This is a genomic window from Flexivirga sp. B27 (assembly GCF_052905685.1).
The window spans coordinates 1,147,690-1,172,644 of the sequence record NZ_JBPYUM010000001.1 but is presented as its reverse complement, the minus strand read 5'-3'; the positions used below and the strand labels follow the sequence as shown (position 1 = coordinate 1,172,644).

The window sequence follows — 24,955 nt, the reverse complement described above, 5'->3', positions numbered from 1 at the left end:
GCGGTCAGTGGGTGCCGGTCATCCCGCCATCGACCGGGATGTCGGCGCCGTTGACATAGCCGGCGTCGTCGCCGGTCAGGAACGCCACGACCGCAGCGACATCCTCCGAACGCCCTAGTCGTTGTTGAGGATTCGGCGCATAGTCGGTCGTGATCGATGCTTCGATCTCGGCCCAGGAGCGACCCTGCGATCGCGATGAACTCGCACCGCTCTCCAGGTCATGCCCTGCAGCGTCGGCGCGCGCCAGGAACATCTGCTGCATCGCCGGGGTGAGGATGACACCCGGGCTGACCATGTTGAGGGTGACGCCGGGAGCGACGGCGCTGCGTGCCAGGCTGATCGTCGCGCTCGCGAGGGCCGCCTTGGCAGCGGAGTATTCGATCATCGTCGGGATCGGCGTCCGCGTCGCGCGCGTGCCGATCAGGATCACCCGACCGAAGCCACGCTCCCGCATCGGCGCGAGCGCGGCGGTCGCCAGCTGCACCGCCGAGACGACGTTCGTCCGGTAGGCCGACTCCCAATCCGCAGGCGTCGCAGTGTCATATGTGTGTTCGGCATACGGGCCGGCGCAGTGCACGAATATGTCGAAGCCTGCAGCGCCGATGCGGTCGGCGAGTGTCTGCACCTGCTCGGGGTCGCCCATGTCGCCATAGACGAAGCTCACTGTGTCGCCGATCGACCGGGCAGCCTCGGCCGCAGAGTCCGCACTCCTGCCATGCACGGTGACCGACATGCCGCGCCGGTGCAGCAGCTCGGCGACCGCTCGACCGATGCCCGCGGTGCTTGCGGTGACCAGGGCGCTACGGGGTGACTGCGTCATGCCGAGGACGATAGGCGCCGCCGGTGACAGGCCCTAGTCAAAGGCCGGTCAGAGCTCGAGCTTCATCATCACGTCGGTGGTGATGAAACCGAGTGACCGGTAGAGATTGATGGCGATGTCGTTGCCGCCGAAGACGTGCAGCGCCAAGGTCTGGTAGCCGTTGTCGCGCGACCACTTCTCGGCTTCGCGCATGAGCGCTCGCCCGTAGCCCTTGCCGCGCTGGTCCGCCTGCACCTCGATGTCGTAGATGAACGCGGTGTCCTTGTCGACTCCCCGCGGCGCCATCCACAGTCGACCGACGCGTGCACCGGCGTCGTCGGTGGCGATGAACACAGCGTGCCCTTCGCTCAGCCGACCGCCGGGGAAGTACTGCTCACTCTCGGCCTCGGACTCGGCGACAGCCTGCTCGAGCGGCACGCCACCCATCCGATGCTTCTGGTCGGCGTACTCGCGCATGGTGGTGGAAATGAAGTCGGGGAGCTCGGCATCGGTGACCGGTCGGACGCGCATGACCTGCACAGTAACCGGTGTCCGGCGCGAGTGGCGGTCGTCGGATCCGCGCAATAAGTGCCGGTTTTGTCTCAAACTCGTAACGAAGATTTCGTGATCGGTGGTGCGGGTGTGACGGCCTTCGCGACCGCGCTCAGGGTGGTGTTTCCGCAGGTCAGCGGTATGTCGCGGGACTTTGACATCGCTTGACCTGTCCATGACGCGCCCAAAACCTGTGATTGAGATGTGCCCGCCCCCGACATAGTGTCCAGTGGACCGATTCTCCCCGGAGGTGCGTTCGGCGCGGCTCCCGTGTGTCGAAAGGCTCGATGAAGATGACACTGCGTACACCACGTACGACCAGCGCCGCTGCTGTGCTGGCTGCAGGCGCGCTCGCGCTCTCCCTGGCCGGGTGCGGCGGATCGAGCGGCGGCTCGGGCGGGGGCGACGACACGCTCGCCTCGCTGCAGAAGGCCGGCAAGGTCACCGTCGGCATCAACGGCGAGAACCCCTACAGCTACTTCGACAAGGACGGCAAGCTGGACGGTGCGACCATCGCGCTCGACCGCGCCGTCTACAAGAAGCTCGGCATCAACAAGGTCGAGGGCAAGAAGGTCGAGTGGGACGCCTTGATCCCCGGCCTCAACTCCGGTCAGTACGACGAGGTCAGCGCCGGTATGTCGATCCTCCCGGACCGTTGCAAGAAGGCCGCCTTCAGCTACCCGGAGATCACCTACGAAACGGCCTTCCTGGTGCCCAAGGGCAACCCGAAGGACCTGCACACGATGCAGGACCTGAAGAAGAAGAAGGTCAACCTGGTCACCGAGAACGGCGCCATCGAGCAGGGCTACGCCAAGACGATGGGCATCAAGACACAGACGGTCGGCTCGCCGCAGGACGGTCTGCGGGCCGTTGAGAACGGCCAGGCAGATGTCTTCGCGCTGACCGCGATCTCGCTGCGCACCCTGGTCAAGACCCAGAAGGCCGAGAGCAAGGTCGAGGTCACCAAGGCGTTCACCGCCACGGTCGACGGCAAGCTGCAGATCGGCGCCGGCGCCGCTGTCTTCCGCAAGGGCGACACCAAGCTCCTGAAGGCTTACAACAAGGAGCTGAAGAAGATCATCGACGACCCGAAGCAGTTCAACAAGATCGTCGGCAAGTACGGCTTCACCGAGGCGGAGCGTCCCAAGGGCAAGACCACGGACACCAAGTACCTCTGCTCGGGCAAGCTGCCGGACGCGAAGTAAGTGACTGCGCGGCGAAAAGACGCTGATTGTGGTTGATTTTCTGTCCACTGCCCCGGCGGGCGTGGTCGATACCGTCAAGGACAACTGGCACACACTGCTCGACGGGCTTCGCGTCACTATGGAGCTGTCGGTCTTCGGCGGCGCGCTCGCGTTCGTCGTGGCCGTCGTGCTGGGACTGGCCGCGATCTCCCGGTTCGCGGTGCTGCGGACGATCTCACGCATCATTGTGGAGTTCTTCCGCGGTACGTCGCTGGTCGTGCAGTTGTTCGTGCTCGTCTACGTCGTACCGCAGGTCTCGAGCTCGGGCTCACACCCGTTGTTGTTCGCGATCATCGCGCTCGGGCTCAACTACGGCGCCTACGGCTCCGAGGTGGTCCGTGGCTCGTTGGCTGCGGTCCCGCCAGGGCAGTGGGAGACCACCACCGCTTTGTCGATGTCGTGGCTGACCAAGATCCGGCGCATCATCTGGCCGCAGGCCTGGGCACTGATGCTGCCTGGCCTCAACAACCTGATGGTCATGCTGGTGAAGGGCACCGCGATCGCATTGTTCATCGGCCTGCCCGACCTCACCTCGGTGGGCGACGACCTGCGCAAGAGCGGCGTGAATGCCTGGACCGTCTACACGATCTCCTTCGTCCTGTACTACCTCGCGGCACTGCTCTTCTCCGCGTTCCTGCGGCACCTGGAGGTCCGCGCTCAGCGCCGGCTGGGGCAGAGGCCGCACCGTGACCTGAAGGTCGACCGCGCCGTCGCGCTGACGCCGGCCGGCGGATGAGGGGGCTGACCATGCAATCATCCGTGAAGTGGGACTGGGGCATCGCCAACGAGGCGTTCCCGGAGATCCTCAAGGCGTTCCTCGAGGTCACACTCCTCGTCACCGTCGCGGCGTCGATCCTGTCGGCGCTCCTCGGCCTGGTCTGGGCTGTTGCGTTGCGGGAACTGCCGGGTCCGCTCAGCAAGGTGCTGGCCTGGCTGCTCGGCGTCATCCGGATGACGCCGCTTCCGCTGCAGTTGCTGATCGTGACCTACGGGATCGTCACGCCACAGGGCTGGCTGGCACACCTGGACGGCCCGGACCAGCTGAACCACCGGCTGACGATGATCGGCATCGTGGTGTTCGCCGTGCACTACTCGACCTACATGGCCGAGTCCTACCGTGCCGGCATCGAGTCACTGCCCAAGGGCCAATGGGAGGCAGCCACTGCGTTGTCGCTGCCGCAGAGCCGCACGTGGCGCGCCGTCATCATTCCGCAGGCATTGCGCGCGACGCTACCGTCCCTGGGTAACTGGGCGATCGCGATGTTCAAGGACACGCCCTATCTGCTGGCTATCGGCGTCCTGGAGATGGTGACCGTGGCCAGAGGGATCGGGGGTGACCACTTCGACTACATCGAGGTATTCACCATCGCCGGTTTGATCTTCCTGGCGGCCAGTTATCCCACCGCCATCCTCATGCGCCGATTGGAGAAGAAGCTTGCCTACTGAGCAGACCGAGGGCCCCGACCTGTCCAAGAACGCGGACAAGGCCGCCGCCCCCGCATGGCAGCCCGCCCGGAACGGCACACCGCGGATCACCTTCGAGGACGTCTCGAAGCAGTTCGGCAAGAACGTCGTCCTCAACGACCTCAACTTCAACGTTGCCAAGGGCGAGCGGGTCACGCTCATCGGGCCGAGCGGCTCGGGCAAGACCACGATCCTGCGGCTGCTGATGACGCTGGAGGAGTTGTCCGGCGGATTCATCTACGTCGACGGCGACCCGCTCACGCACCGGAAGAACGACGCCGGCAAGCGTGTGGCGATGAAGCCCAAGGAAGTGTCGGCGATCCGTAAGCGGATCGGTATGGTCTTCCAGCAGTTCAACCTCTTCCCGAACATGTCGGTGATCGACAACATCACCGAGGCGCCGGTGCACGTGCTCGGCAAATCGAAGGAGGAGGCCCGGACCCAGGCCAAGGGGCTGCTCGACCAGGTCGGCCTCGGCGACAAGGCGGAGGAGCACCCGACGCGGTTGTCCGGCGGTCAGCAGCAGCGGGTCGCGATCGCCCGCGCGCTCGCGATGGAGCCGGAGATCCTGCTGCTCGACGAGGTCACCTCGGCGCTCGACCCCGAGCTGGTCGGTGACGTCCTCGGCGTCCTGCGGGACATCGCCGACAGCACCGACATCACCATGCTGCTGGTGACGCACGAGATGCAGTTCGCCCGGGACGTCTCGCACCGCGTGATGATGTTCGACTCCGGTCACATCATCGAGGAGGCCAAGCCCGACGCGATGTTCTCCGACCCACAGCACGAGCGCACCAAGAAGTTCCTGCAGGCAATTTTGTAGGTCCTCGGCGCATCGTCTCTCGTTCCGCCCATGTCAGGCGGGAGCCATCGCTCCCGCCTGACATGGGCGGAAGTCGTCTCGGCGTGTCCTACATCACTGCCCGCATGTTGAGACGCCCATCTCAGAATGTTGACGCTTTACGTCGTCCGCACGAAACTGAAGCGGTGGCACGAATTCTCGTACTTCCCAGGCGCGCAAGCTGATCCACTCGGCTCGCGCGCTAACCCTCACTGCCCGTAATCCGGGATGGGGGTTTTTTTTATGTGAGGTTCACGAGCCAGTTGCTGATGCGCGAGCGTGCTGTCGAAGAGTTAAGGACGACAAGGTGACAACGCAAAGTCAGATCCCGACCCCGGCCGAGGTGGCGCCGACGGTGAAGAAGCCGGCGGTGGTTCCCGACGTGACAGGCGCGCAGAGTCTCGTGCTCTCGCTCGAGGCCGCCGGGGTCGAAGTCGTCTTCGGCCTGCCCGGCGGGGCGATCCTGCCGGCATACGACCCGTTGCTGGACTCCACCAAGCTCCGGCACATCCTGGTCCGCCACGAGCAGGGTGCCGGACACGCCGCCGAGGGTTACGCGTCGGCCACCGGCAAGGTCGGCGTCTGTATGGCGACGAGCGGCCCGGGCGCGACCAACCTGGTCACCGCGATCGCGGATGCCTACATGGACTCGGTCCCGTTGGTCGCGATCACCGGCCAGGTCAACTCCAAGACCATCGGCACGGACGCGTTCCAGGAAGCCGACATCCGCGGCATCACGATGCCGATCACCAAGCACAGCTACCTGGTCACCGAGGCGGGCGACATACCGACCGCGATCCAGCAGGCGTTCCACATCGCCTCGACCGGCCGGCCAGGCCCGGTGCTGGTCGACGTCACCAAGGACGCGATGACCGGCAAGACCGCATTCGAGTGGCCTGCCGAGGTCGGGCTGCCGGGCTATCGCCCGGTCACGCGACCGCACCACAAGCAGATCCGCGCCGCGGCCAAGCTGATCCGCGAGGCCAAGCGCCCGGTCTTCTACCTGGGCGGCGGCATCGTGCGCTCGGGGGCGACCGAGGAGCTGCGCGAGTTGGTCGATCTGGCCGGAATCCCTTTGGTGACAACGCTGATGGCGCGCGGCGTCGTCCCCGACAGCCACCCGCTGCACCTGGGCATGCCCGGTATGCACGGCTCGGTCTCCGCGGTCACCGCGTTGCAGAAGTCGGACCTGCTGATCGCGATCGGCACCCGCTTCGACGACCGGGTCACCGGGCACCTGCCGTCATTCGCGCCCGGCGCCAAGGTGATCCACGCCGACATCGACCCGGCCGAGATCTCCAAGAACCGCGTCGCCGACGTCCCGATCGTCGGTGACGCCAAGGCGGTCATCGCCGACCTGATCTCCGCACTGCGATCGGACCGCGACGCCGGCCGAGCAGGCGACTTCTCCGAGTGGCAACAGCGCACACACGGCTGGACGGAGACCTACCCCTTGGGCTACAGCCCTGCCGAGGATGCGACGGCGATCCCGCCGCAGTACGTCATCGAGCGGATCGGCGCGCTCACCGGCCCGGAAGCGGTGTATGCCGCGGGCGTCGGCCAGCACCAGATGTGGGCTGCGCAGTTCGTGCAGTACGAACGCCCCAACGCCTGGCTGAACTCCGGCGGGCTCGGCACGATGGGCTACTCGGTGCCCGCCGCGATGGGTGCGAAGGTCGGCGAACCCGACCGCACCGTCTGGGCGATCGACGGGGACGGCTGCTTCCAGATGACCAATCAGGAGCTGGCCACCTGCATGATCAACAAGATCCCGATCAAGGTCGCGATCATCAACAACTCCAGCCTCGGGATGGTGCGGCAGTGGCAGACGCTCTTCTACAACGAGCGTTACTCCAACACCGACCTGCACACCTCGGCTGCCGGCTCGCGGATCCCGGACTTCGTCAAGCTCGCCGAGGCCTACGGCTGCGTGGGACTGCGCTGCGACAAGACCGAGGACGTCGACGCGACGATCGCAAAGGCGTTGGAGATCAACGACGTTCCGGTGGTCATCGACTTCGTGGTCGAGCGGGACGCCATGGTCTGGCCGATGGTGCCGGCCGGGGTGAGCAATGACCTGGTCACCACAGCGCGGGCGATGACACCCGTGTGGGACCGCGACGACGATGCAGAAGGAGACCGCTGATGGCACGCCATACCTTGTCGGTGCTGGTGGAGGACAAGCCCGGTGTGCTGGCGCGCATCTCGGGGCTGATCTCCCGCCGCGGCTTCAACATCGACTCGCTCGCGGTCGGCCCGACCGAGAACGACGAGGTCTCCCGCATGACGATCGTCGTCGACGTCGACGAGACCGCCCTGGAGCAGGTGACCAAGCAGCTCAACAAGCTCATCGAGGTGCTCAAGGTCGTGGAGCTGGACGAGGACGCCTCGGTCCAGCGCGAGCTGGTCCTGATCAAGGTCCGGTGCGACGCGGTGTCCCGGGCCGAGATCGTGCAGATCACCCAGATGTTCCGCTGCAACGTGGTCGACGTCGGCCTGGACGCGGTGGTCATCGAGGCGACCGGCACGCCCGGCAAGCTGGCCGCGCTGCTCGAAGTGCTCGACCCGTATGGCGTCCGGGAGATCGTGCAGTCCGGTCTGGTCGGCGTGGGCCGCGGTGGCAAGTCGATCACCGACCGCGGACGGCGCAGCGCCTGACGGCGGCGAGTTCCTTGAGGAGCTCGTGAGGGACGAGCGAGCGTCTCGAAAGGACGCCAGCCTTGCGCCATACAAATTGAATTGCCTTACAGACCAACAGAATTCACATTTCAATCAAGGAGATACCAGTGGCCGAGATGTATTACGACGACGATGCCGACCTGTCGGTGATCCAGGGGCGCAAGGTCGCCGTGATCGGCTACGGCAGCCAGGGGCACGCGCACGCGTTGAACCTGCGTGACTCGGGCGTCGACGTCCGCATCGGCCTGCGCGACGGCTCGAAGTCCAAGGAGAAGGCGGAGAACGAAGGGCTGCGCGTGCTGCCCGTCGCCGACGCGGTGAAGGAGGCCGACGTCGTCGTCATCCTCGCGCCCGACCAGGTGCAGCGCACCCTGTATGCCGAGGAGATCGAGCCGAACCTCAACCCGGGTTCCGCGCTCGTCTTCGGGCACGGCTTCAACATCCGCTACGACTACATCAAGCCCAAGTCCGACGCCGACGTGCTGATGGTCGCGCCGAAGGGCCCGGGGCACATCGTGCGCCGCGAGTATGTCGACGGTCGTGGCGTCCCGGTGGTCGTCGCGGTCGAGCAGGACGCGTCGGGCAGCACCTGGGACCTGGCGAAGTCCTACGCCAAGGGGATCGGCGGCCTGCGTGCCGGCGGCATCAAGACGACCTTCACCGAGGAGACCGAGACCGACCTGTTCGGTGAGCAGACCGTGCTGTGCGGTGGCGCGTCGCAGCTGGTGCAGTACGGCTTCGAGGTGCTGACCGAGGCCGGTTACCAGCCGGAGGTCGCCTACTTCGAGTGCCTGCACGAGCTGAAGCTGATCGTCGACCTGATGATCGAGGGCGGCATCGCCAAGCAGCGCTGGTCGATCTCGGACACTGCCGAGTTCGGTGACTACGTCTCCGGCCCGCGCGTGATCGACCCGCACGTGAAGGAGAACATGAAGGCGGTCCTGGCCGACATCCAGGACGGTTCTTTCGCCAAGCGGTTCATCGATGACCAGGACGCCGGCGCGCCGGAGTTCAACGCGTTCCGTGAGAAGGCCGCCCAGCACCCGATCGAGTCCACCGGCAAGAAGCTGCGTGGCCTGATGAGCTGGCTGAAGGACAACGACACCGACACGGACTACGTCGAGGGTTCCGCCGCGCGCTGACCCTTATTCGCCAGTGACGGCTTCCTCGGCGAGAGACGGCGAAACTTCACCGTCTCTCGACGAAGGGGCCGTCACTCGGCGTTTCAGGGTTTGTCGCCCGGTCACCGGCGTCAGTCGCCGGACCCCAGCCGACCCAGCGCGTTGCGCACGCGGCTCGGCACGCGGACCGCGCGTTGTGACCGGTCGTCGGCCCGTTCGGCCTCGGCGGAGACGGCGCGCAACCGCTTGTCGAGGTCGGCCGCCTTCTTGGCGGCGCGTCCGGCGCGCTGCTCGGCAGCCCGTGCGCGTTCTTCGGCAGCGGCCGCTCGCTTCTCGGCCTCGTCCAGCCGGCGACTCAGCTTGGCCAGCTCGTCCTTGCTCGTGCTCTGCAGCCGACCGAGGTCACGTCGCAACGCCGCCTGTTGCTTCTTCTGCTTGTTGCTGCGCTCCTGCAGCACCGCGTGCCGGTGCGCCACGTCGGCAGGGCGGTCCTGCCAGGTCGGGCGGACCGGCGGCGGGAACTGCACGGCGGCGATCCGGGCCTCGTAGTCGGCGCGGGCAGCCTCCTGCCCGGGGTCGTAGATGTGCTCGAATCCGTTCTCGTGGATGAAGTCGCTCAGCCGGTCGAAGCGCTCGCCGTGGCCACGGTTGAACTCGTCGTAGTCGGCCAGTGCGTAGAGGTCTTGCACCGTGTCCGGCATAGTTCCCTCGCCGCGCACCACGCACGGAATCCCGTGGTAGCGCGCGAGTTCGAGCGTGCGTGAGTCGTGCGCGAGCATGACGCTGGGCGTGCCGCCGAGGATGGCGGCGATGTTGCCGTGGGCGCGGGCGCCGAAGGAGAAATCCATCTCGCTGAGCCGGGTGATCCACGGGTAGGCGTCCAGGTAGAACTCCGCCATACCGGCGGCGAACTGTTGGTGCGATGCGTCGAGCGGCAGCCGCAGGTCTGCGTCGTCGTATGGCGCTGTCGCCCACAGCATCAGCTCGAGGGTGCCGTGCTCTTGCGGTAGGTATGTCGCCCGGTAGTGCCGCTCGGCGTCCTGGATGAGTTCGCCCCCGAAGGGGTCCTTCGTCTCCAGGTTGTAGGCGACGGCCGACCCGAGGGCGAGCGTCTCCGGAACCTCGACCCGGTGCCCGCGACCGTGCAATGTCATCGAGGGACAGCCGATGACCACGACGTCGTCGAACCCCAGCGAGCGCAGGTAGTCGGCGCTCAGCTCGCCGCGGACCGACAACCGGCTGGAACCCTGCAGCACCGCCCGGGCGAAACGCTTGACGGTCGGCTCCATCTTCTGCAGCGCGGCGGGGTCACCGTCGAGCGGCAACTGCGCGCCGCCGGACAGCATCAGGAACGGGATCTTCAGGCGTTCGAGGAACTGCGCGGTCCGGAGCAGTTCGTTCTCGAACTCCGGCCGGAACGCGTTGGCCAACGGCAGGATGAACCCGTCGTACTCCTCGTTGACCCGATCGGCCATCGCAGCGTTCATCGTGTAGTGCGTGGCATCGACGACGGTGCCCTCGGTGGAGAAGAGCTTGTGCGCGGCGGCACCGTAGACGAGGTTGCCGTTGTTGGTGCCGAGAGTGTTGCGGTCGAGGGTGTGGAAAGCGTCGACGACGTCGAACGGCGTCTTGCCGAGTCGCATGAGGAACCGCTTGGTCATTGTTTGTCGCTCATTGTCTCCGGCCCGCCCCGATCTGAGCGTGACAGTCGCGGGCCGTCGACTGCACGTGTTTGGTTCCAGCAGCCTAGTCAGCGGTGCGCGATGTCAGGTTCGAACGCATGAAACCGATGTGAAACCGCCAGGAATCCGACCTCGGGTGAAGTGGTTCCCACGCCGGCAGAGTGCCGGCAGGGTCCGATGAGGACCTCGACGATCTCGAGTGGGGGCAACCACCATGACTCGACCTGCTGTCGACGCCACTGGCCTGGTCAAGCGATTCGACACCGTGCACGCCGTCGACGGCATCGACCTGTGGGTCGAGCCGGGTGAGGTGTATGGCGTGCTCGGCCCGAACGGCGCCGGTAAGACGACGACGTTGAGCATGCTCGCGACACTGCTGCGGATAGACGCGGGCTCGGCGCGCATCTTCGGCGTCGATGTGCACGACGAACCGCACAAGGTGCGGCAACTGATCGGCCTGACCGGGCAGTATGCCTCGGTCGACGAAAAGCTCACTGCCCGTGAGAATCTCGTGCTTTTCGCACGCATCCACGGGCAGCACAAGCAACGGGCGCGAGCGACTGCGGGGGACCTGCTCGACCGCTTCGGCCTCACCGAGGCGGGGGACCGCTTGCTGGAGAAGTTCTCCGGCGGGATGCGGCGCCGGCTCGACCTGGCGGCAAGCCTCATCGCGTCGCCGCCGTTGATCTTCCTGGACGAGCCGACCACCGGTCTCGATCCGCGCACCCGCGGTCAGATGTGGGACACGATCCGCGACCTCGTCCGGCAGGGTTCGACGATCCTGCTGACCACGCAGTATCTCGACGAGGCCGACCAGCTCGCCGACCGGATCGCCGTGATCGACAAGGGCCGCAAGGTCGCTGAGGGCACCTCGGGGGAGCTCAAGGCGTCCGTCGGCCGGTCGACACTGGCGGTCCGGCTGGCGGACCCGGCGGACATGGACGCCGCCGCCCGCGCGGTCGGGCAGGTCCTCGGCCGTCCGGCCAGTCGCACGCCGGAGGCGGCGCGGCTCACGGTGCCGATGGAGCGCGCCGACGAGGCCGCCGATGCGCTGATCGCGTTGCGGCGCAACGAGATCAGCGTGCGCGAGGTGAAGGTCGAGGAGCCGACCCTGGACGAGGTCTTCCTCGCCCTGACCGGCGCGCCGGCCACCTCTGACTCCGACCGCTCCGAGGACCGCTCCGATGACGGCACCCACTCCGCTGCGCCCTCGCAGCTCGACACGATGGAGGTTTGGCGATGACCGCACTCACCGCACCCGAACGTATGCCGCTGCCCGAGCTCCGCTCGCGGGTCAGTCCACGGGAGACGCTGCGACAGATCCTGCTGATGACCGGGCGTGCCGTGCAGAAGATGCGCCGCAACCCGGAGCAGTTCTTCGACGTGACGCTCCAACCTCTTTTGTTCACACCGATGTTCGGGCTGATCTTCGGCGGCGCGATCGCCGGCGACGTGTCGGACTACCTGCCGTTGCTGGTGCCGGGCATCCTCGTGCAGACCTCACTCACGACCTGTATGGCGACAGGCGTGACCCTGCGGGAGGATATGGAGAAGGGCGTCTTCGACAGGTTCAAGTCGCTGCCGATGTCACGCGTTGCGGCGCTGGCCGGCCCGGCCGTCGCGGACACGCTCCGCTACACGATTGCCACGACGCTGACGTTCCTTGTCGGCATCGCGATGGGGTATCGGCCAGGTGGTGGTGTCCTCGGTGTCGTCGCCGCGGGCCTGCTGATGATCGTCGCGGCGTGGTCGCTGTCGTGGGTGTTCACCTTCCTCGGCACGATCATGAAGTCGGCACAGGGGCTGCAGGGCATCTCGATGATGGTGCTCTTCCCGCTGACCTTCCTGTCCAACGCCTACGTGCCGACGTCGACACTGCCGGACTGGCTGGAGAGCTTCGTGCAGGTCAACCCGGTCTCGCACGTGGTGTCGGCGCTGCGTTCGCTGGCGAACGACGGCACGGTCAACGGTGAGGTCGGTTGGGCACTGCTCGCGTGCGCAGCGGTCGTGGCGGTCTTCCTCCCGCTCGCGGTCCGCGGTTATCGACGACAGCTCTGACGACAGCTCTGACGACAGCTCTGACTTCAGCTCTGTCGTCAGCTCTGCGGCAGGCCGCCCAGCCAGTCGCTGAGGTGCTGCAGCGACTCGTCGCGATCGGCGTCGGCATACAGCTTCCCCGCGGAGGCGTATGCCGACGCATCGGTCTGTATGGCGAGTTGCTGCGCGCGTTCCCGGGACATCGTCGGGGGAGTGCGTGACACACCCAGTGCGTCGGACAGTGCGACGCCGCGTGCCGCGTGTGCGCGTTCCGCGGCGGTGGTCGCAGAGGCGGAGAGTGCATAGCTGAGCCCGAGCACGGCGCAGCCGCAGACCGGCAGATCGACCCGGATGACCAGCGACGCGGGGTGCGAGACGTTGTCGGCGACGCTGTGCAACGACGTCGCGAGTGTCTGGGCCAGGTCGGGAACGTCGGCCAGCCGGTCGTGCGTCGCGTGCGCGGCGAGGCTGCCGGCGCGCGCAATGGTCACCCACGGAGTCGTGGTCTCCTCGCCGATGAACGGCGCCAGGTGCGAGCGCGTCTCGGCGTGCTCGACCGCGGCACGGTAGCGGCGCAGCCCCGAGGTGATCTCGCCGCGGGCCAGGTCGAGCTCGGCACGGATTGTCAGCCCGGTCGTGCCCTCACCGAACGAGTCGTCGGTTGCTTCCTGGCCGGCGGCCCGCAACTGATCCGCCGCCGCGTCGACGTCACCGCGGTGCAGGTGCAGCATCGCGAGGATCCAGCGCATCGAGGTGATGTCGCCCTGCGCGCCGAAGCGCTCCAGCAGCGGCAGGATCTGCTCGGCAGCCGTGGCGGCTTCGGCGTATTCGCCCATCGATGCTGCCAATTCGGCGATCCGGGAACGCAGCACCAAGCTGCCCCACACACTGGAGGCGGAGGCTTCCTCGTGCACTGCGCTGCGAGCGACCTTCAGTGCCTGACGGACGCGCCCGTCGTTCTCCAGGATGTGCGAACCGAGCAACAACGCCGTGACACGCAGCATCGGGTCCGCCGACTCGGCGAGCGCGAGCGCACGGTCGGCGTCGAGGAGTTTGGCGGCCTTCGGCAGCCGCGCACCGTTGTCGGTGATCAGCCGCCCGAGCGCCTCGATCATGCCGCGCTCCTGCGCGGGAGGCAGTCGCTGCAGCAGCACGATGGCGCGCAGGCCGGTGGGATTGCCGACGATGTTGAGGCTGACCGCGCCGAGCACGAGCGCCTGCCGGGTGATCTCGACGTCGTCCGGCCCGGGCCGGTAGTGGCTGATGGCGCGTATGGCGTCGGCCGCCGGCCCGAAGACCTGCTCGTGCCGTGATTGGAGCGACCACACACCGGCGAGTGCACCGAAGATCGCGGCCGCAGCTGCCACGTCGTCGGTGGCCAGCGCGGATCGCAGTGCGGCAGAGAGGTTGTCCTCCTCCGCCAGCAGTGTCTGCAGCGCGGCGTCGGGCTCTCGGCCGAAGATGACCTGACCGTTGGCGCGGGCGACATCGGCAGCCCATCCGGTGACCGCCTGCACGGCATCCGCGGTGCATCCGGCACGGTCCAGTTGCTCGGCGCCGAACTCGCGCACGGTCTCCAGCATCCGGAAGCGCGGTCGCCCGTCGCGGTCCACCCGGCGCAGCAGCGACTGGTCGACCAGGTGCTCCACCACGTCGACCGGATCGGACGCCGGCGCCGAGCCGGCCGCGGAGAGCACCACCTCGGCAGCGTCGAGGTCGAAGCCGTCGGCGAAGACGGAGAGGATCGCCAGGGCCTGCTGCTCGGGCGTGCCGAGCAGCTGCCAGCTCCAGTCGATGACGGCCTGCAGGGTGCGGTGCCGATCCGGCGCGTCGCGTGCGCCCCTGTTGAGCAACGCGAAGCGGTCACCCAGCCGTTGCTCGATCTGCTCCACCGACAGCACATTGGTGCGTGCCGCGGCCAGTTCGAGGGCGAGCGGCAGACCGTCCAGGCGGGTGCACAGGCGGCGTACGACGTCATCGGGAAGGTCGATCTCCGGGCGCACCGCGCGAGCGCGCTGGGTGAACAGCTCGACGGCAGTGTCCGACGCGAGTTCGGCGAGGGGGTAGACCGTCTCGGAGGACAGCCCGAGCGGCGCGCGGCTCGTGGTCAGAATGTGCAGCTCGGGCACCTGCGCGACGAGGCTGCGCACCAGCTCGACAACGCCGGGCAGCACGTGCTCGCAGTTGTCCAGCACGAGCAGGGCCGAGCTGCCGGACAGGTTCCGGGCGATCGAGGTGGCAACGTCGGTCGGGACCTCGGTGGTGAGCGCAGTGCGCGAGCTCACGCCCGTGACGCCCAGCGCCGACGCGACCTCCGTGGCGACGTTGACCGGATCGGTCACGCCGGCCAGACCGACGAACTGCACCGTGCGGTGCAGCGCGCCACGGCTCACCGCGTGCGCCAGGCGGGTCTTGCCGAGCCCGCCGGGGCCGATGATCGAGGTGACCCGGGACGTGCCGGTCAATGCAGTCACTGCTTCGACGTCGCGGTCGCGGCCGAGCAACGGGTTGGGATCGTGCTCGACGCCGACCCGGATCTGTGGGCGGTCATGGTCGAGCAACTGTCGGTGGACGGACTGCAGCGCGGGCCCGGGGTCGGTGCCGAGTTGGTCACGCAGCGCGCGGCGATGGCGTTCGTAGCGCTCCAGTGCGGCCGCGGCGGATCCGGTCGCGGCCTCGGCGCGCAGCAGTGCAGCGAGCACGGTTTCATCGCCGGGGAAGTCGGCCATGCACGTCTCGAGCGGCGCCCGCGCCTCCTCGTGGCGGCCCAGCGCGGCAAGCGCCAGTGCTCGTTCGCGGTGCAGGTTGGCCAGCACCGGCAATATGTCGAGGCGCAGTCGGTCCAGCGGGTCGTCCGGGTCGAGGCCGTCACGGGTCGCGTCCGGCCAGAGCGCGAGACCGGCATCGGCGTGAGCGAGCGCGGACGTGGCGTCATTGTCGCGAGCGGCTCGGCGGGCTGCTGTCAGGCGCAGCCCGATCGCCGCCGCGTCGGTCTCGTCGTCGCCGAGGGTGAGGCGGTAACCGGTGGGGGTGTTGGCGATGGTGTCGTGGCCGAGCGTCGAGCGGGCGCGGGAGACCAGGACCTGCAGTGCCTTGGCCGGGTGTTCGGGCCGCTGTTGCGGCCAGAGTTCGTCGATCAGGCGGCTGCTGCTGACGCCCGCATGCAGATCGCCGCAGAGCGTGGCAGCCAGGCGGCCGATGGCGACGCTCCGGATGACGGTGCCGTCGAAGGAGATCTCGGGCAGCACGATCAACCGGAGGCTCACACCGAGAGCGTAGTCCGCGCGCGACATCGGTGTGATATTGCACCGTGTTCATATGGTGAGATTCGGGTATCGCAGAGCGGACGCGGCGGCGTACCTTTGACGACATGAAGCGGAGCCTCATCCTCATCGGCTGCCGCGGCGAGTTCTAGGTCAGCCTCTCGTCGCGGAGATCCCGCGTTGCCGCTGACCACTCGCCAATCTTTTTCGAACTTTCGCCCGGCTTCGTTCCAACGGGGGAGCACCGTGGCCGCGTTTGACCAGAAGGACCGCATCATGACCGAAGAACAGCTGGAAACCCGTCGCGCACTGCAGGAGTCCATGGACCTGCGCGACTGACGTCGCTGCTTCGACTCCTGCATCGGCAGGAGCGCAGAGCTGCGAGGGAGTTGTCGGGTGTTGGCGACTCTCGCGCATCGCATCGTGTTCAGCGCGCGATGCATTCTCCTAGAAAGAGGGGCCCCGACCGGATTCCGGTCGGGGCCCTTTTCTGTGTGGGGCGGGTGCGGGGTCGTGCGTCCGGGTGTCCGTCGTGGGCCGGCGGTCGCTGTGCCCGTCCGACATACAAGATTTGAATATCGTATGGCGAGACGTGTGATTACTCTGGCGGTATGACGACAGCTCCCACGCAGAACATCAATCTCGCCGTCATCGGCGGTGACGGCATCGGTCCGGAGGTTGTCGCAGAAGGGCTGAAGGTCCTCGACGCGGTGACTGACGCCAAGGTGGACCGCACTGAGTACGACCTCGGCGCGCGGCGCTGGCACGAGACCGGTGAGACTCTCCCGGACGGCGTGCTCGACGAGCTCCGCGGGCACGACGCGATCCTGCTGGGGGCTATCGGTGATCCGTCGGTGCCCAGCGGCGTGCTGGAGCGAAACCTCCTGCTGCGGCTGCGCTTCGAGCTCGATCACTACATCAACCTGCGTCCGTCGAAGCTCTTCCCGGGCACCTCGTCCCCGCTCGACGTCGCGAAGGTCGCACCGGACGGTATCGACTTCGTCGTCGTGCGCGAGGGCACCGAGGGGCCCTACACCGGCAACGGCGGGGCGCTGCGGGTCGGCACGCCGCACGAGCTGGCGACCGAGGTCAGCGTCAACACCCGCTTCGGTGCCGAGCGGACGGTGCGGGACGCGTTCGCTCGTGCCCAGGCGCGCGAGCGCAAGAAGCTGACGCTGGTGCACAAGCACAACGTGCTCACCCACGCCGGCCACCTGTGGCGCCGCACCGTCGAGGAGGTCGGCGCCGAGTTCCCCGACGTGACAACGGATTACACCCACGTCGACGCTGCGACGATCTATCTGGCGACCGACCCCGGCCGCTTCGACGTCATCGTCACCGACAACCTCTTCGGCGACATCATCACCGACCTCGCAGCCGCTGTGACTGGTGGCATCGGCCTGGCCGCGTCGGGGAACATCAACCCCGACCGCACCGCGCCGAGCATGTTCGAGCCGGTGCACGGCTCCGCGCCGGACATCGCCGGCAAGGGCATCGCTGACCCCACCGCGGCCATCCTGTCGGTGGGTCTACTGCTGGCGCACTTGGGCCACGACGCTGCGGCGCAGCGCGTGCAGGACGCAGTGTCCGCAGATCTCGCCGCCCGCGGCGACGCACCGCGGTCGACGACAGAGGTCGGCGACGCGATCGCTGCGCGCCTGGGGTAGTCGCCGCCGCGGCATACCGCCCAGCGCATGTGGCCCACGTCACCGACCGCTTCCACGTGGTCGGCGCCGTGGGCCTACGCTATTGCTTGGAAGTCCAACCAACGAGCACGAAGCCACCCGGAGGAAGTCATGGGCCTGCAGTTCACGGTCACCGAGCGCACCGACCGCGCGAGCGAAGCCGACCGCGAGAAGGTCCTCGCCGACCCGGGCTTCGGCAACTACTTCACCGACCACATGGCCCGCATCGAGTGGGACGCGGACGGTGGTTGGCATGACGCGAGCGTCACGGCATACGCGCCGTTCCAGCTCGACCCGGCCGCGGCCGTCCTTCACTACGCGCAGGAGATCTTCGAGGGGATGAAGGCCTACCGGCACGCCGACGGTTCGGTGTGGACCTTCCGTCCGGAAGCCAACGCGGCCCGGTTTGCCCGCAGCGCAACGCGATTGGCGCTTCCGGTGCTGCCCGAGGAGGACTTCATCCAGTCCCTCAAGGAGCTCGTCGCGATCGACAAGGTGTGGGTGCCCGAGGCCGGTGACGGCGGCGAGGCGTCGCTCTACCTGCGGCCCTTCATGTTCGCCTCCGAGGCATTCCTCGGTGTCCGTCCGGCGAAGCGGGTGACCTACTCGGTGATCGCATCCCCGGCCGGCGCCTACTTCGGCGGCGACGGCATCAAGCCGGTCAACCTGTGGATCTCGACCGACTACGCGCGAGCCGGTGAGGGTGGCACCGGTGGCGCAAAGTGCGGCGGCAACTACGCGTCCTCGCTCGCCGGGCAGCTGGAGGGCATCGCCGCCGGATGTGACCAGGCGGTCTTCCTGGACTCCTCGACGCACACCTACATCGAAGAGCTCGGCGGCATGAACCTCTTCCTGGTCTACAAGGACGGCCGGATCGTCACGCCCGAGCTGACCGGATCGATCCTCGAGGGCGTCACCCGCAGCTCGATCCTGGAGATGGCCAAGGAGCTCGGACTGTCGCCGGAGGAGCGCCGCATCCCGATCCAGGAGTGGAAGGACGCCGCCGACAGCGGCGAGCTCGCCGAGGTCTTCGCCTGCGGCACCGCAGCCGTCGTCACACCGGTCGGTGAGCTGCGCTGGGAGGGTGGCTCGTGCGACCACCGGCGCGACGGGCACGTCGACGAGATCGCGACCAAGATCCGGGAGACGCTGCTGGACATCCAGTACGGCCGGGTCGAGGACACCCACGGCTGGCTGACCCGACTCGCATGAGTCGCAACGCTCTTCGCGCTCGATGACGGGGCGTCCCCGGCTGGTGGCCAGCGACCTGGACGGCACGTTGCTCGGTCCGGACGCGACGGTCTCCGCCCGAACAGCTGCTGCGTGGCACCGGTTGCCCGAGCTGGGCATCGAGTCGGTCGTGGTGACCGCGCGCCCGCCGCGCTGGCTGCGGTCCCTGGAGTCGCTCGTCGGCGAGCACGGCACGGCGATCTGCGCCAACGGCGCTTTCGTGTATGACGTGCCGACCCAGACCGTGCGCCAATCCCATGCAATGCCAAGGGATCTCGTGCTGGAGTTGGAAGCAACTCTGCGCGAGCGCTTCCCAGGGGTCGGCTTCCTGGCCGAACTCGCCGCCGGCGTGCACGTCAGCCCCGACTATCCCGGCATCCCGCTGGAGTGGACACCCGCGGAGAAGTCGGACTGGTTCCCGCAGGGCGCGACGGTGCACGCTCCGCTGGCCGAGCTCGCTCCCGACGCCGCCGTCGGCAAGCTGCTTGCCCGTCGCGGGGAGACCGACGACGCCGGTTTCGTCGCGGCAGTGGCCGAGGCGTTGGGGGACCGGGCGACCGTCGCCCAGTCACACCACGGCGGCCCGGCCGAGATCGCCGCACCGGGGGTCACGAAGGCCAGCGGTCTGCAGCACTGGTGCGACACGCTCGGCATCGACGCGGCCGAGGTGTGGGCGTTCGGGGACATGCCCAACGACCTGCCGATGCTGCGCTGGGCCGGCACGTCATACGCGATGGCCAATGGGCACCCCGACGTGATCGCCGCGGCCGACCACACCTGTGCCAGCAATGTCGACGACGGTGTCGCACAGGTGCTGGAGCGCCTGTAGCTCAGTCGCGCGACGGTCGCTCTATCGGAGGTTGATGATGCCGGGCCGCACGCGCAGCTGGCGGCACAACTGCTCGGGGCGGGGTGCGCGGGGTCCGACCATCGACATCTCGCCGCGCAGCACGTTGATCAGCTGCGGCAATGCGTCGAGAGCCGGCCGCCGCCGACGGGTGCGGAAGGCCAACTGCCGGAAGACCGTGCCGTTGACGCCGATTCGGCGCTGACTGCGCAGCAGTTGTCGACCCGGCCGGCGGCGGGCCAGTAGCGCCATACCGACGAAGACCGGGCTCGCGATCACGAGAGCGAGCACGGCCAGCACCTTGTCGAGTGCGTGGGTGCAGGCGGCGACGAACCGGCCGACGGGTCCAGCGGACGCGCGGCGTCGTATCGGGTGCAAGCGAGGTAGGGCGGCGGGCTCAGGCATGGACACGAGGACCTGCGTTCGTTGCGCGCCGGGCGCTGCGCGGGCGCGTGTCGAACCACTCGTCACGGACGGCCTGCACCTCGTCGGCGCCGCCGTTCGCGGCCAGCCGGTCGATCGAGGCGCGCAACCAGGCGACATAACGTTCGACGCCCGGTGCGTCCGCGGTGGAGGCGAGTGCCCGGGTCAGCTCGCGCTGCAGCTGCCCGGAGAGCTCGGCCGCCGAGGTGCCGGAGTCGTGCTGGTCCATGGGTGATTGCTCCTGTCTGCGGATGTATGCCGTCACCGGGTAGGACACGGCAGCTCCGAAAAAGTGACGCGGAGGCCTCGCGTCACACTTTCGCCGGTCGCGAGTCCTTCCTGATGACGGCAGAAATCAGGGAGGTATGACGTGGCCGGTGAACACCCCGCGGAGCTGGACCATGGGTCCGAGGAGTTCCGCACGCTTGCTGCTGCCGTGCGCACCTACAGCCGGTTGGTGGAGGAGTCGCGCCTGCGGCCGACACAGATCGACCCGGTGGACCTGTTGCATGCCCTGTCCGACGTGGGGGAGGCGTCGGTCGCGATGGTGCGCAGTGCGGGAGCGCTCTGAGGTGCCTGGGGGCTGCTTGCTCCGACAACTCACCCCTGAGCGACCTACTGTGGGACAATCTGGCCGCTGCCGACCACACCCGAGAGACGTGACATGACCCTGTGCGCTGCGCGGACGGCGAGGCTGCGATGAGCATCCTCGCCGAGACCGACGACGCAGATCTGCTGACCCTCGTCCGCGATGGTGACCAGAGTGCGATGGCCGAGCTGTGGTCGCGCCACTACCCGGCGACCCTGGCCGCGGCCCGAAGGGTCAGCCGCCAGCCCCGTGATGCCGAGGAATTCGCCTCCGACGCGTTCGCCGGGATGCTGCATGCTGTCAGCAACAACGGCGGTCCGTCGGCGTCCGTGCGCGGCTACCTGCTGGTCGCGGTCCGCAACCAGGCGGCCAACCGCGCCCGTCGGTCCTCCTCCGCCGACGTGCTGACCGACGAGATCTCCGACTACGAAGGCGTGCAGCACGGAGCACTCGACCCGGTCGCGCACCACGCGGAGCTCGGCCTCGTGCGCGAGGCATTCGGCTCCTTGCCGCGTCGTTGGCAACACGTGCTGTGGCGCACCGCCGTCGACCACGACAAGAACACCGCCATAGCGGCGGACCTGGACATGTCCCCGAACGCCGTCGCGGCGCTGGCCCGGCGCGCGCGGGCCGGCTTCCGGACGGCCTACATCCAGGTGCACACCTCTACACACGGCATCGCGCCCGAGTGCGAGCCGTTCGTGCCCCGACTGGTGGAGCTGCTGGCGGACGACGGCGCGGCCGGCGCGCCGGAGGTGCGCGACCACGTCGAGGACTGCTCGGCGTGTGCCCGACGGCTGGCCGATCTGCGCATCCTCGACCGCGACCTGCGGGGTGTGTTGTTGCCGGCGCTGCTCGCACTCGGACCGGGCATCGCCTGGGCGACAGCCGGTCACGCGACCCATGCCGCCGGCGGTGCACTGTGGCTGAAGTTCGGCGGGCACGGGGCCGGGCAGTCGCGCAAACTCGCGGTGCTCGGCACGGCGACAGCAGTGACGGTCGCCGGAGCGTGCTCGGCCTTCGCGCTGACCCGCAGCGGGGACACCCCGCCGCCGCAAGCCGCGACCAGTACCTCGGTGCACAGCTCGGTGCACAGCTCGGTGCACAGCTCGATGGACAACTCGGTGAACAGCTCGATGGCGCCCGGCAGCAGCCGGGCGTCCGACGACGCGACTCGCACCTCGGCAACCCGCGGCAGCTCGGCGGCCGACCGTGCCGCCCGATCGGCGACTGCGCTGCCGCCGGTCAGCACGCAGGTTGGCCGGACCAGCAGCACGCGTCCGGCCCCGACGTCCGCGCCCTCATCCGTGCAGTCATCGGTGCCGGTCGCGCCGGTTACCTCGACCCGCAAGCGGACCTCTCCGCCGCAGCGACGCACCACGACGGCCCCGCGCACCACCTCGACCACGTCGCCGCGGCCCTCCTCGACGACGTCGCCACGACCGTCGTCCACCTCGACCAGCACCCGGACGATGCCGCCGACCTCACCACCCAGCCGGACGAAGACCCCGCCGCCGAAACCGACGCCGACGGGCAGCCCGACGACCCCGCCGCCGCGGTGCACGCCGTGGTGGTTGTGCTGGATCTTCGGCTGAGCCGCGCCGCCCCGCACAGGATTCACCCGGGCAGTCATCACCTGCGCATGCATTCCTGCACGCATCCATGCGCGCACTCCGCGTCACGGATCGCGGGCTCGGGACTCTTCACTGGTGATGGCGGCGGTTCAGGGGGCCGCCGCCCCAACTTCAGCTCGTCATCTTGTCCGTATGGCAAGACGCCGGTGTCACGCATCGGACCTCTGGTGGCATCATGTGCGCGTGGCTTCACTCGTGACCGCGGTCATCCCCGCACAGGTCATTATCAGCTAGCGCGTCGGACCCGGTCCGACGCGCAACCTCCCGTTACCCCGGGAGGTTTTTTCGTGTCCGGGCCACCCACACCCGACGCGAGCGAAGGACCGGCCGACGCGGCCACGCAGGACCAGGCAACGCAAGGCCACCAAAAGGCCCGAAAGGCGCACTCGCCATGACCGACTTCCACGTCTACGACACCACCCTGCGCGACGGTGCCCAGCAAGAGGGGCTCAACCTGTCGGTGGGCGACAAGCTCGCGATCGCGGCATACCTGGACGAGCTCGGCGTGGGATTCATCGAAGGCGGCTGGCCCGGTGCCAACCCCAAGGACACCGAGTTCTTCGCCCGCGCTCGCACCGAGTTGCAGTTGCAGCACGCCACCCTTGCTGCCTTCGGCTCCACCCGGCGAGCCGGGAGCAACGCGGCCGACGACCCGCAGGTGCGCGCACTGCTCGACGCGCAGACCCAGGTCGTCACGCTCGTCGCCAAGTCGCACTCGCGGCACGTCACCGAGGCGCTGCACACGACACCGGCCGAGAACCTCGCGATGATCGCCGACACGGTGAGTTTCCTGACCGGAGAAGGGCGTTCGGTCTTCCTGGACGCCGAGCACTTCTTCGACGGCTACCGCACCGACCCGGCATACGCGCTGGAGGTGGTGCAGACCGCGGCCGCTGCCGGCGCCGAGGTGATCGCGCTGTGCGACACCAACGGCGGGATGCTGCCGCCGCAGGTCACCGATGTCGTCGGCGACGTGCTGACCCGCACGCAGGCACGGCTCGGCATCCACTGCCACAACGACACCGGTTGCGCGGTGGCCAATTCGCTGGCCGCAGTCGAGGCTGGCGCCGACCACGTGCAGGGCACCATCAACGGATATGGCGAACGCACCGGCAACGCCGACCTGATCACCGTCGTCAGCAATCTGCAGCTCAAGCTCGGCCGCGAGGTCATCGACCCGGACCGGCTGCGCCGCGCCCTGCACCTGAGTCACGCCATCAGCGAGGTCACCAACGTCGTGCCCTACGGGCGTCAGCCGTATGTCGGAGCGAGTGCCTTCGCGCACAAGGCCGGCCTGCACGCGTCGGCTCTGAAGGTCGACCCCGACCTCTACCAACACACCGATCCGGCACTGGTCGGCAACTCGATGCGCACGCTCGTCTCGGACATGGCCGGTCGCGCGAGCATCGAGCTGAAGGCCAAGGAGCTCGGCTACGACCTGACGCATGACCCAGGACTGGCGGCGCGAATCGTCAAGCGGGTCAAGGAATACGAGCAGCAAGGCTGGACCTTCGACGCCGCCGACGCGTCCTTCGAGCTGCTGCTGCGTGAGGAGGTCACTGGGGAGCCGCTGGACTACTTCGCGGCGGAGTCCTGGCGGATCATCACCGACTCGAACGGCGCCGACCAGCCGTCCCTGTCGGAGGCGACGGTCAAGCTGCGCGCCGCGGGCAAGCGGGTCGTCGCGACCGGCGAGGGCAACGGCCCGGTCAACGCACTCGACCACGCGCTGCGCGAGGCGCTCGCCGATGCCTACCCGGAGCTGGCGGCATTCGAGCTGATCGACTTCCGGGTGCGCATCCTGGACGCCTCGCACGGCACCGACGCCACGACCCGCGTGCTGATCGAGACCAGCGACGAGGCGGGCAGCTGGCAGACCCTGGGCGTTGCGCCGAACATCGTGCACGCCAGCTGGACCGCGCTGGTCGACTCGTTCACCTACGGACTGCTCAAGCGCGGTGTGCAGCCCCGGACCTGATGTCACTCGGCGGAGTTGATGGTGAGGGCGTGAGGATCGTGTCGCAGACCGTGAGCAGCCGCTGCCGGAGCGCCTGACCCCGGTCGGCGAATTCCCTTTGCCGGCGCACGTATTCAGCCTTGCCTTCCGGCGTCTCGATCGGCACGGCGCGATAACCCAGCTCACTCAGGTCATATGGCGACGCCTGCATGTCGAGCGTCCGGATGTCCCTGGCCAGCTCGAAGCAGTCCACCACCAGCTCACCGGGTATGGCGGGCGTCAGCTTGTAGGCCCACTTGTAGAGATCCATGCCGGCATGCAAACAGCCGGGCTGCTCCATGGCGACCTGCCGCTCGCGCGTCGGCTGGAGCGTGTTGCGCGGCCGGGCATCGTCGGTGAAGAAGCGGAACGCGTCGTAGTGCGAGCACCGGATCGTATGCCGCTCCACGACCTCGTCGGTGCCTGCACCGCCCAGTCGCAACGGCCAGTCCTCGTGCCGGACGTCCCCGGCGCGGTAGACCATCGCCCACTCGTGCAGCCCGAAGCAGCCCAGCATCGGCGTGCGCTCCGCGGTCGCCGACAGCAGCGATCTGATGAATCGCACTGTCGAACCACGCTTTTCGAGGAAGAGCGGCAGGTCGACCTCGACGGCGCCGTCGACCTGTCGGTAGAGCGGCCAGTCCGCACGTGCGTCGGCGTCCTCGAGCCCGACGCCGACTCCCGGGTGCCAGCGGCGCAACCGGCTGGGGCGGTGCGAGTAGTAGGTGAACAGGAAGTCCTCGACCGGGTGCGCGCGCCCGCCGCGGCGGCGTTGCCGGTGTGCCGCGGTCAGTTCGTCGACCCGGCGCTCGTGCGCGGCGGCGAGCGGCGCCCAGGCGGCATACGACAGGCGAGTGGACATCTGCGCG

22 protein-coding genes are annotated in these 24,955 nt (G+C 68.1%); 15 read left to right on the top strand and 7 right to left on the bottom strand.

The window, feature by feature from the left end; translation table 11 throughout:
- Window positions 1–4: 4 nt before the first annotated feature.
- Together ACSZL9_RS05395 and ACSZL9_RS05390 are read right to left on the bottom strand one after the other, a co-directional pair.
- Complete coding sequence (locus ACSZL9_RS05395; RefSeq protein WP_446664439.1) at window positions 5–820, bottom strand: SDR family NAD(P)-dependent oxidoreductase; 816 nt, start codon at window positions 818–820, stop codon at window positions 5–7.
- A 48-nt stretch (window positions 821–868) separates the two neighbouring features.
- Window positions 869–1,330 carry an N-acetyltransferase family protein gene (locus ACSZL9_RS05390; RefSeq protein WP_446664438.1) on the bottom strand — a complete coding sequence of 154 codons (462 nt, stop codon included), beginning with the start codon at window positions 1,328–1,330 and terminating at the stop codon, window positions 869–871.
- Window positions 1,331–1,644: 314 nt separating this feature from the next.
- On the opposite strand from ACSZL9_RS05390, the gene ACSZL9_RS05385 reads away from it, so the two are divergent.
- From ACSZL9_RS05385 to ilvC, 7 genes are all read left to right on the top strand, one after another.
- The gene (locus ACSZL9_RS05385) at window positions 1,645–2,556 is read left to right on the top strand and encodes a transporter substrate-binding domain-containing protein (RefSeq protein ID WP_446664437.1); all 912 of its coding nucleotides are present in this window, start codon (window positions 1,645–1,647) and stop codon (window positions 2,554–2,556) included.
- A 28-nt stretch (window positions 2,557–2,584) separates the two neighbouring features.
- Window positions 2,585–3,331, top strand: a complete 747-nt coding sequence (locus tag ACSZL9_RS05380; protein ID WP_446664436.1) for an amino acid ABC transporter permease — start codon at window positions 2,585–2,587, stop codon at window positions 3,329–3,331.
- A gap of 11 nt (window positions 3,332–3,342) precedes the next feature.
- The gene (locus ACSZL9_RS05375) at window positions 3,343–4,041 is read left to right on the top strand and encodes an amino acid ABC transporter permease (RefSeq protein WP_446664435.1); all 699 of its coding nucleotides are present in this window, start codon (window positions 3,343–3,345) and stop codon (window positions 4,039–4,041) included.
- An 85-nt stretch (window positions 4,042–4,126) separates the two neighbouring features.
- Entirely contained in the window at window positions 4,127–4,882 is a 756-nt protein-coding gene (ehuA, locus tag ACSZL9_RS05370; protein ID WP_446665109.1) for an ectoine/hydroxyectoine ABC transporter ATP-binding protein EhuA, read from the top strand.
- A 325-nt stretch (window positions 4,883–5,207) separates the two neighbouring features.
- Complete coding sequence (locus ACSZL9_RS05365; protein WP_446664434.1) at window positions 5,208–7,046, top strand: acetolactate synthase large subunit; 1,839 nt, start codon at window positions 5,208–5,210, stop codon at window positions 7,044–7,046.
- Window positions 7,046–7,558, top strand: a complete 513-nt coding sequence (gene ilvN / locus ACSZL9_RS05360; protein WP_446664433.1) for an acetolactate synthase small subunit — start codon at window positions 7,046–7,048, stop codon at window positions 7,556–7,558. Before ACSZL9_RS05365 ends, ilvN begins: the two co-directional genes overlap by 1 nt.
- 128 nt (window positions 7,559–7,686) lie before the next feature.
- Window positions 7,687–8,721 carry a ketol-acid reductoisomerase gene (gene ilvC, locus ACSZL9_RS05355; protein WP_446664432.1) on the top strand — a complete coding sequence of 345 codons (1,035 nt, stop codon included), beginning with the start codon at window positions 7,687–7,689 and terminating at the stop codon, window positions 8,719–8,721.
- Between the two features lie 110 nt (window positions 8,722–8,831).
- On the opposite strand, the gene ACSZL9_RS05350 is transcribed toward ilvC, so the two are convergent.
- Window positions 8,832–10,361, bottom strand: coding sequence for a polysaccharide pyruvyl transferase family protein (locus ACSZL9_RS05350; RefSeq protein WP_446664431.1), 1,530 nt, complete (start codon window positions 10,359–10,361; stop codon window positions 8,832–8,834).
- Window positions 10,362–10,596: 235 nt separating this feature from the next.
- Between ACSZL9_RS05350 and ACSZL9_RS05345 the strand changes: the two genes are divergently transcribed.
- Entirely contained in the window at window positions 10,597–11,625 is a 1,029-nt protein-coding gene (locus ACSZL9_RS05345; RefSeq protein ID WP_446664430.1) for an ATP-binding cassette domain-containing protein, read from the top strand.
- Window positions 11,622–12,440, top strand: coding sequence for an ABC transporter permease (locus tag ACSZL9_RS05340; RefSeq protein WP_446664429.1), 819 nt, complete (start codon window positions 11,622–11,624; stop codon window positions 12,438–12,440). Before ACSZL9_RS05345 ends, ACSZL9_RS05340 begins: the two co-directional genes overlap by 4 nt.
- A 38-nt stretch (window positions 12,441–12,478) precedes the next feature.
- On the opposite strand, the gene ACSZL9_RS05335 is transcribed toward ACSZL9_RS05340, so the two are convergent.
- Window positions 12,479–15,685: an ATP-binding protein gene (locus ACSZL9_RS05335; RefSeq protein WP_446664428.1), complete on the bottom strand. Its 3,207-nt coding sequence runs from the start codon at window positions 15,683–15,685 to the stop codon at window positions 12,479–12,481.
- A gap of 608 nt (window positions 15,686–16,293) precedes the next feature.
- Here ACSZL9_RS05335 and ACSZL9_RS05330 point away from each other — a divergent pair.
- From ACSZL9_RS05330 to ACSZL9_RS05320, 3 genes are all read left to right on the top strand, one after another.
- The gene (locus ACSZL9_RS05330; protein WP_446664427.1) at window positions 16,294–17,349 is read left to right on the top strand and encodes a 3-isopropylmalate dehydrogenase; all 1,056 of its coding nucleotides are present in this window, start codon (window positions 16,294–16,296) and stop codon (window positions 17,347–17,349) included.
- Window positions 17,350–17,478: 129 nt separating this feature from the next.
- Window positions 17,479–18,579, top strand: a complete 1,101-nt coding sequence (locus tag ACSZL9_RS05325) for a branched-chain amino acid aminotransferase (protein WP_446664426.1) — start codon at window positions 17,479–17,481, stop codon at window positions 18,577–18,579.
- A 22-nt stretch (window positions 18,580–18,601) separates the two neighbouring features.
- A complete protein-coding gene (locus ACSZL9_RS05320) occupies window positions 18,602–19,426 on the top strand; it encodes an HAD family hydrolase (protein WP_446664425.1) in 825 nt (274 codons plus the stop codon).
- A gap of 21 nt (window positions 19,427–19,447) precedes the next feature.
- Here ACSZL9_RS05320 and ACSZL9_RS05315 read toward each other — a convergent pair whose 3' ends face one another.
- Window positions 19,448–19,849, bottom strand: a complete 402-nt coding sequence (locus tag ACSZL9_RS05315; RefSeq protein WP_446664424.1) for a sugar transferase — start codon at window positions 19,847–19,849, stop codon at window positions 19,448–19,450.
- Window positions 19,842–20,144 carry a hypothetical protein gene (locus ACSZL9_RS05310; protein WP_446664423.1) on the bottom strand — a complete coding sequence of 101 codons (303 nt, stop codon included), beginning with the start codon at window positions 20,142–20,144 and terminating at the stop codon, window positions 19,842–19,844. Before ACSZL9_RS05310 ends, ACSZL9_RS05315 begins: the two co-directional genes overlap by 8 nt.
- A gap of 93 nt (window positions 20,145–20,237) precedes the next feature.
- On the opposite strand from ACSZL9_RS05310, the gene ACSZL9_RS05305 reads away from it, so the two are divergent.
- The 3 genes from ACSZL9_RS05305 to cimA all read left to right on the top strand — a co-directional run bounded on the left by ACSZL9_RS05305 (window position 20,238) and on the right by cimA (window position 24,068).
- Complete coding sequence (locus tag ACSZL9_RS05305; RefSeq protein WP_446664422.1) at window positions 20,238–20,438, top strand: hypothetical protein; 201 nt, start codon at window positions 20,238–20,240, stop codon at window positions 20,436–20,438.
- A 128-nt stretch (window positions 20,439–20,566) separates the two neighbouring features.
- A complete protein-coding gene (locus ACSZL9_RS05300) occupies window positions 20,567–22,051 on the top strand; it encodes an RNA polymerase sigma factor (RefSeq protein WP_446664421.1) in 1,485 nt (494 codons plus the stop codon).
- Window positions 22,052–22,481: 430 nt separating this feature from the next.
- Complete coding sequence (cimA, locus tag ACSZL9_RS05295; protein ID WP_446664420.1) at window positions 22,482–24,068, top strand: citramalate synthase; 1,587 nt, start codon at window positions 22,482–22,484, stop codon at window positions 24,066–24,068.
- Here the strand turns inward: cimA and ACSZL9_RS05290 are convergent.
- Window positions 24,040–24,948 carry a 3-methyladenine DNA glycosylase gene (locus ACSZL9_RS05290; protein WP_446664419.1) on the bottom strand — a complete coding sequence of 303 codons (909 nt, stop codon included), beginning with the start codon at window positions 24,946–24,948 and terminating at the stop codon, window positions 24,040–24,042. The two genes, cimA and ACSZL9_RS05290, sit on opposite strands and share 29 nt — an antisense overlap.
- Window positions 24,949–24,955: the final 7 nt, after the last annotated feature.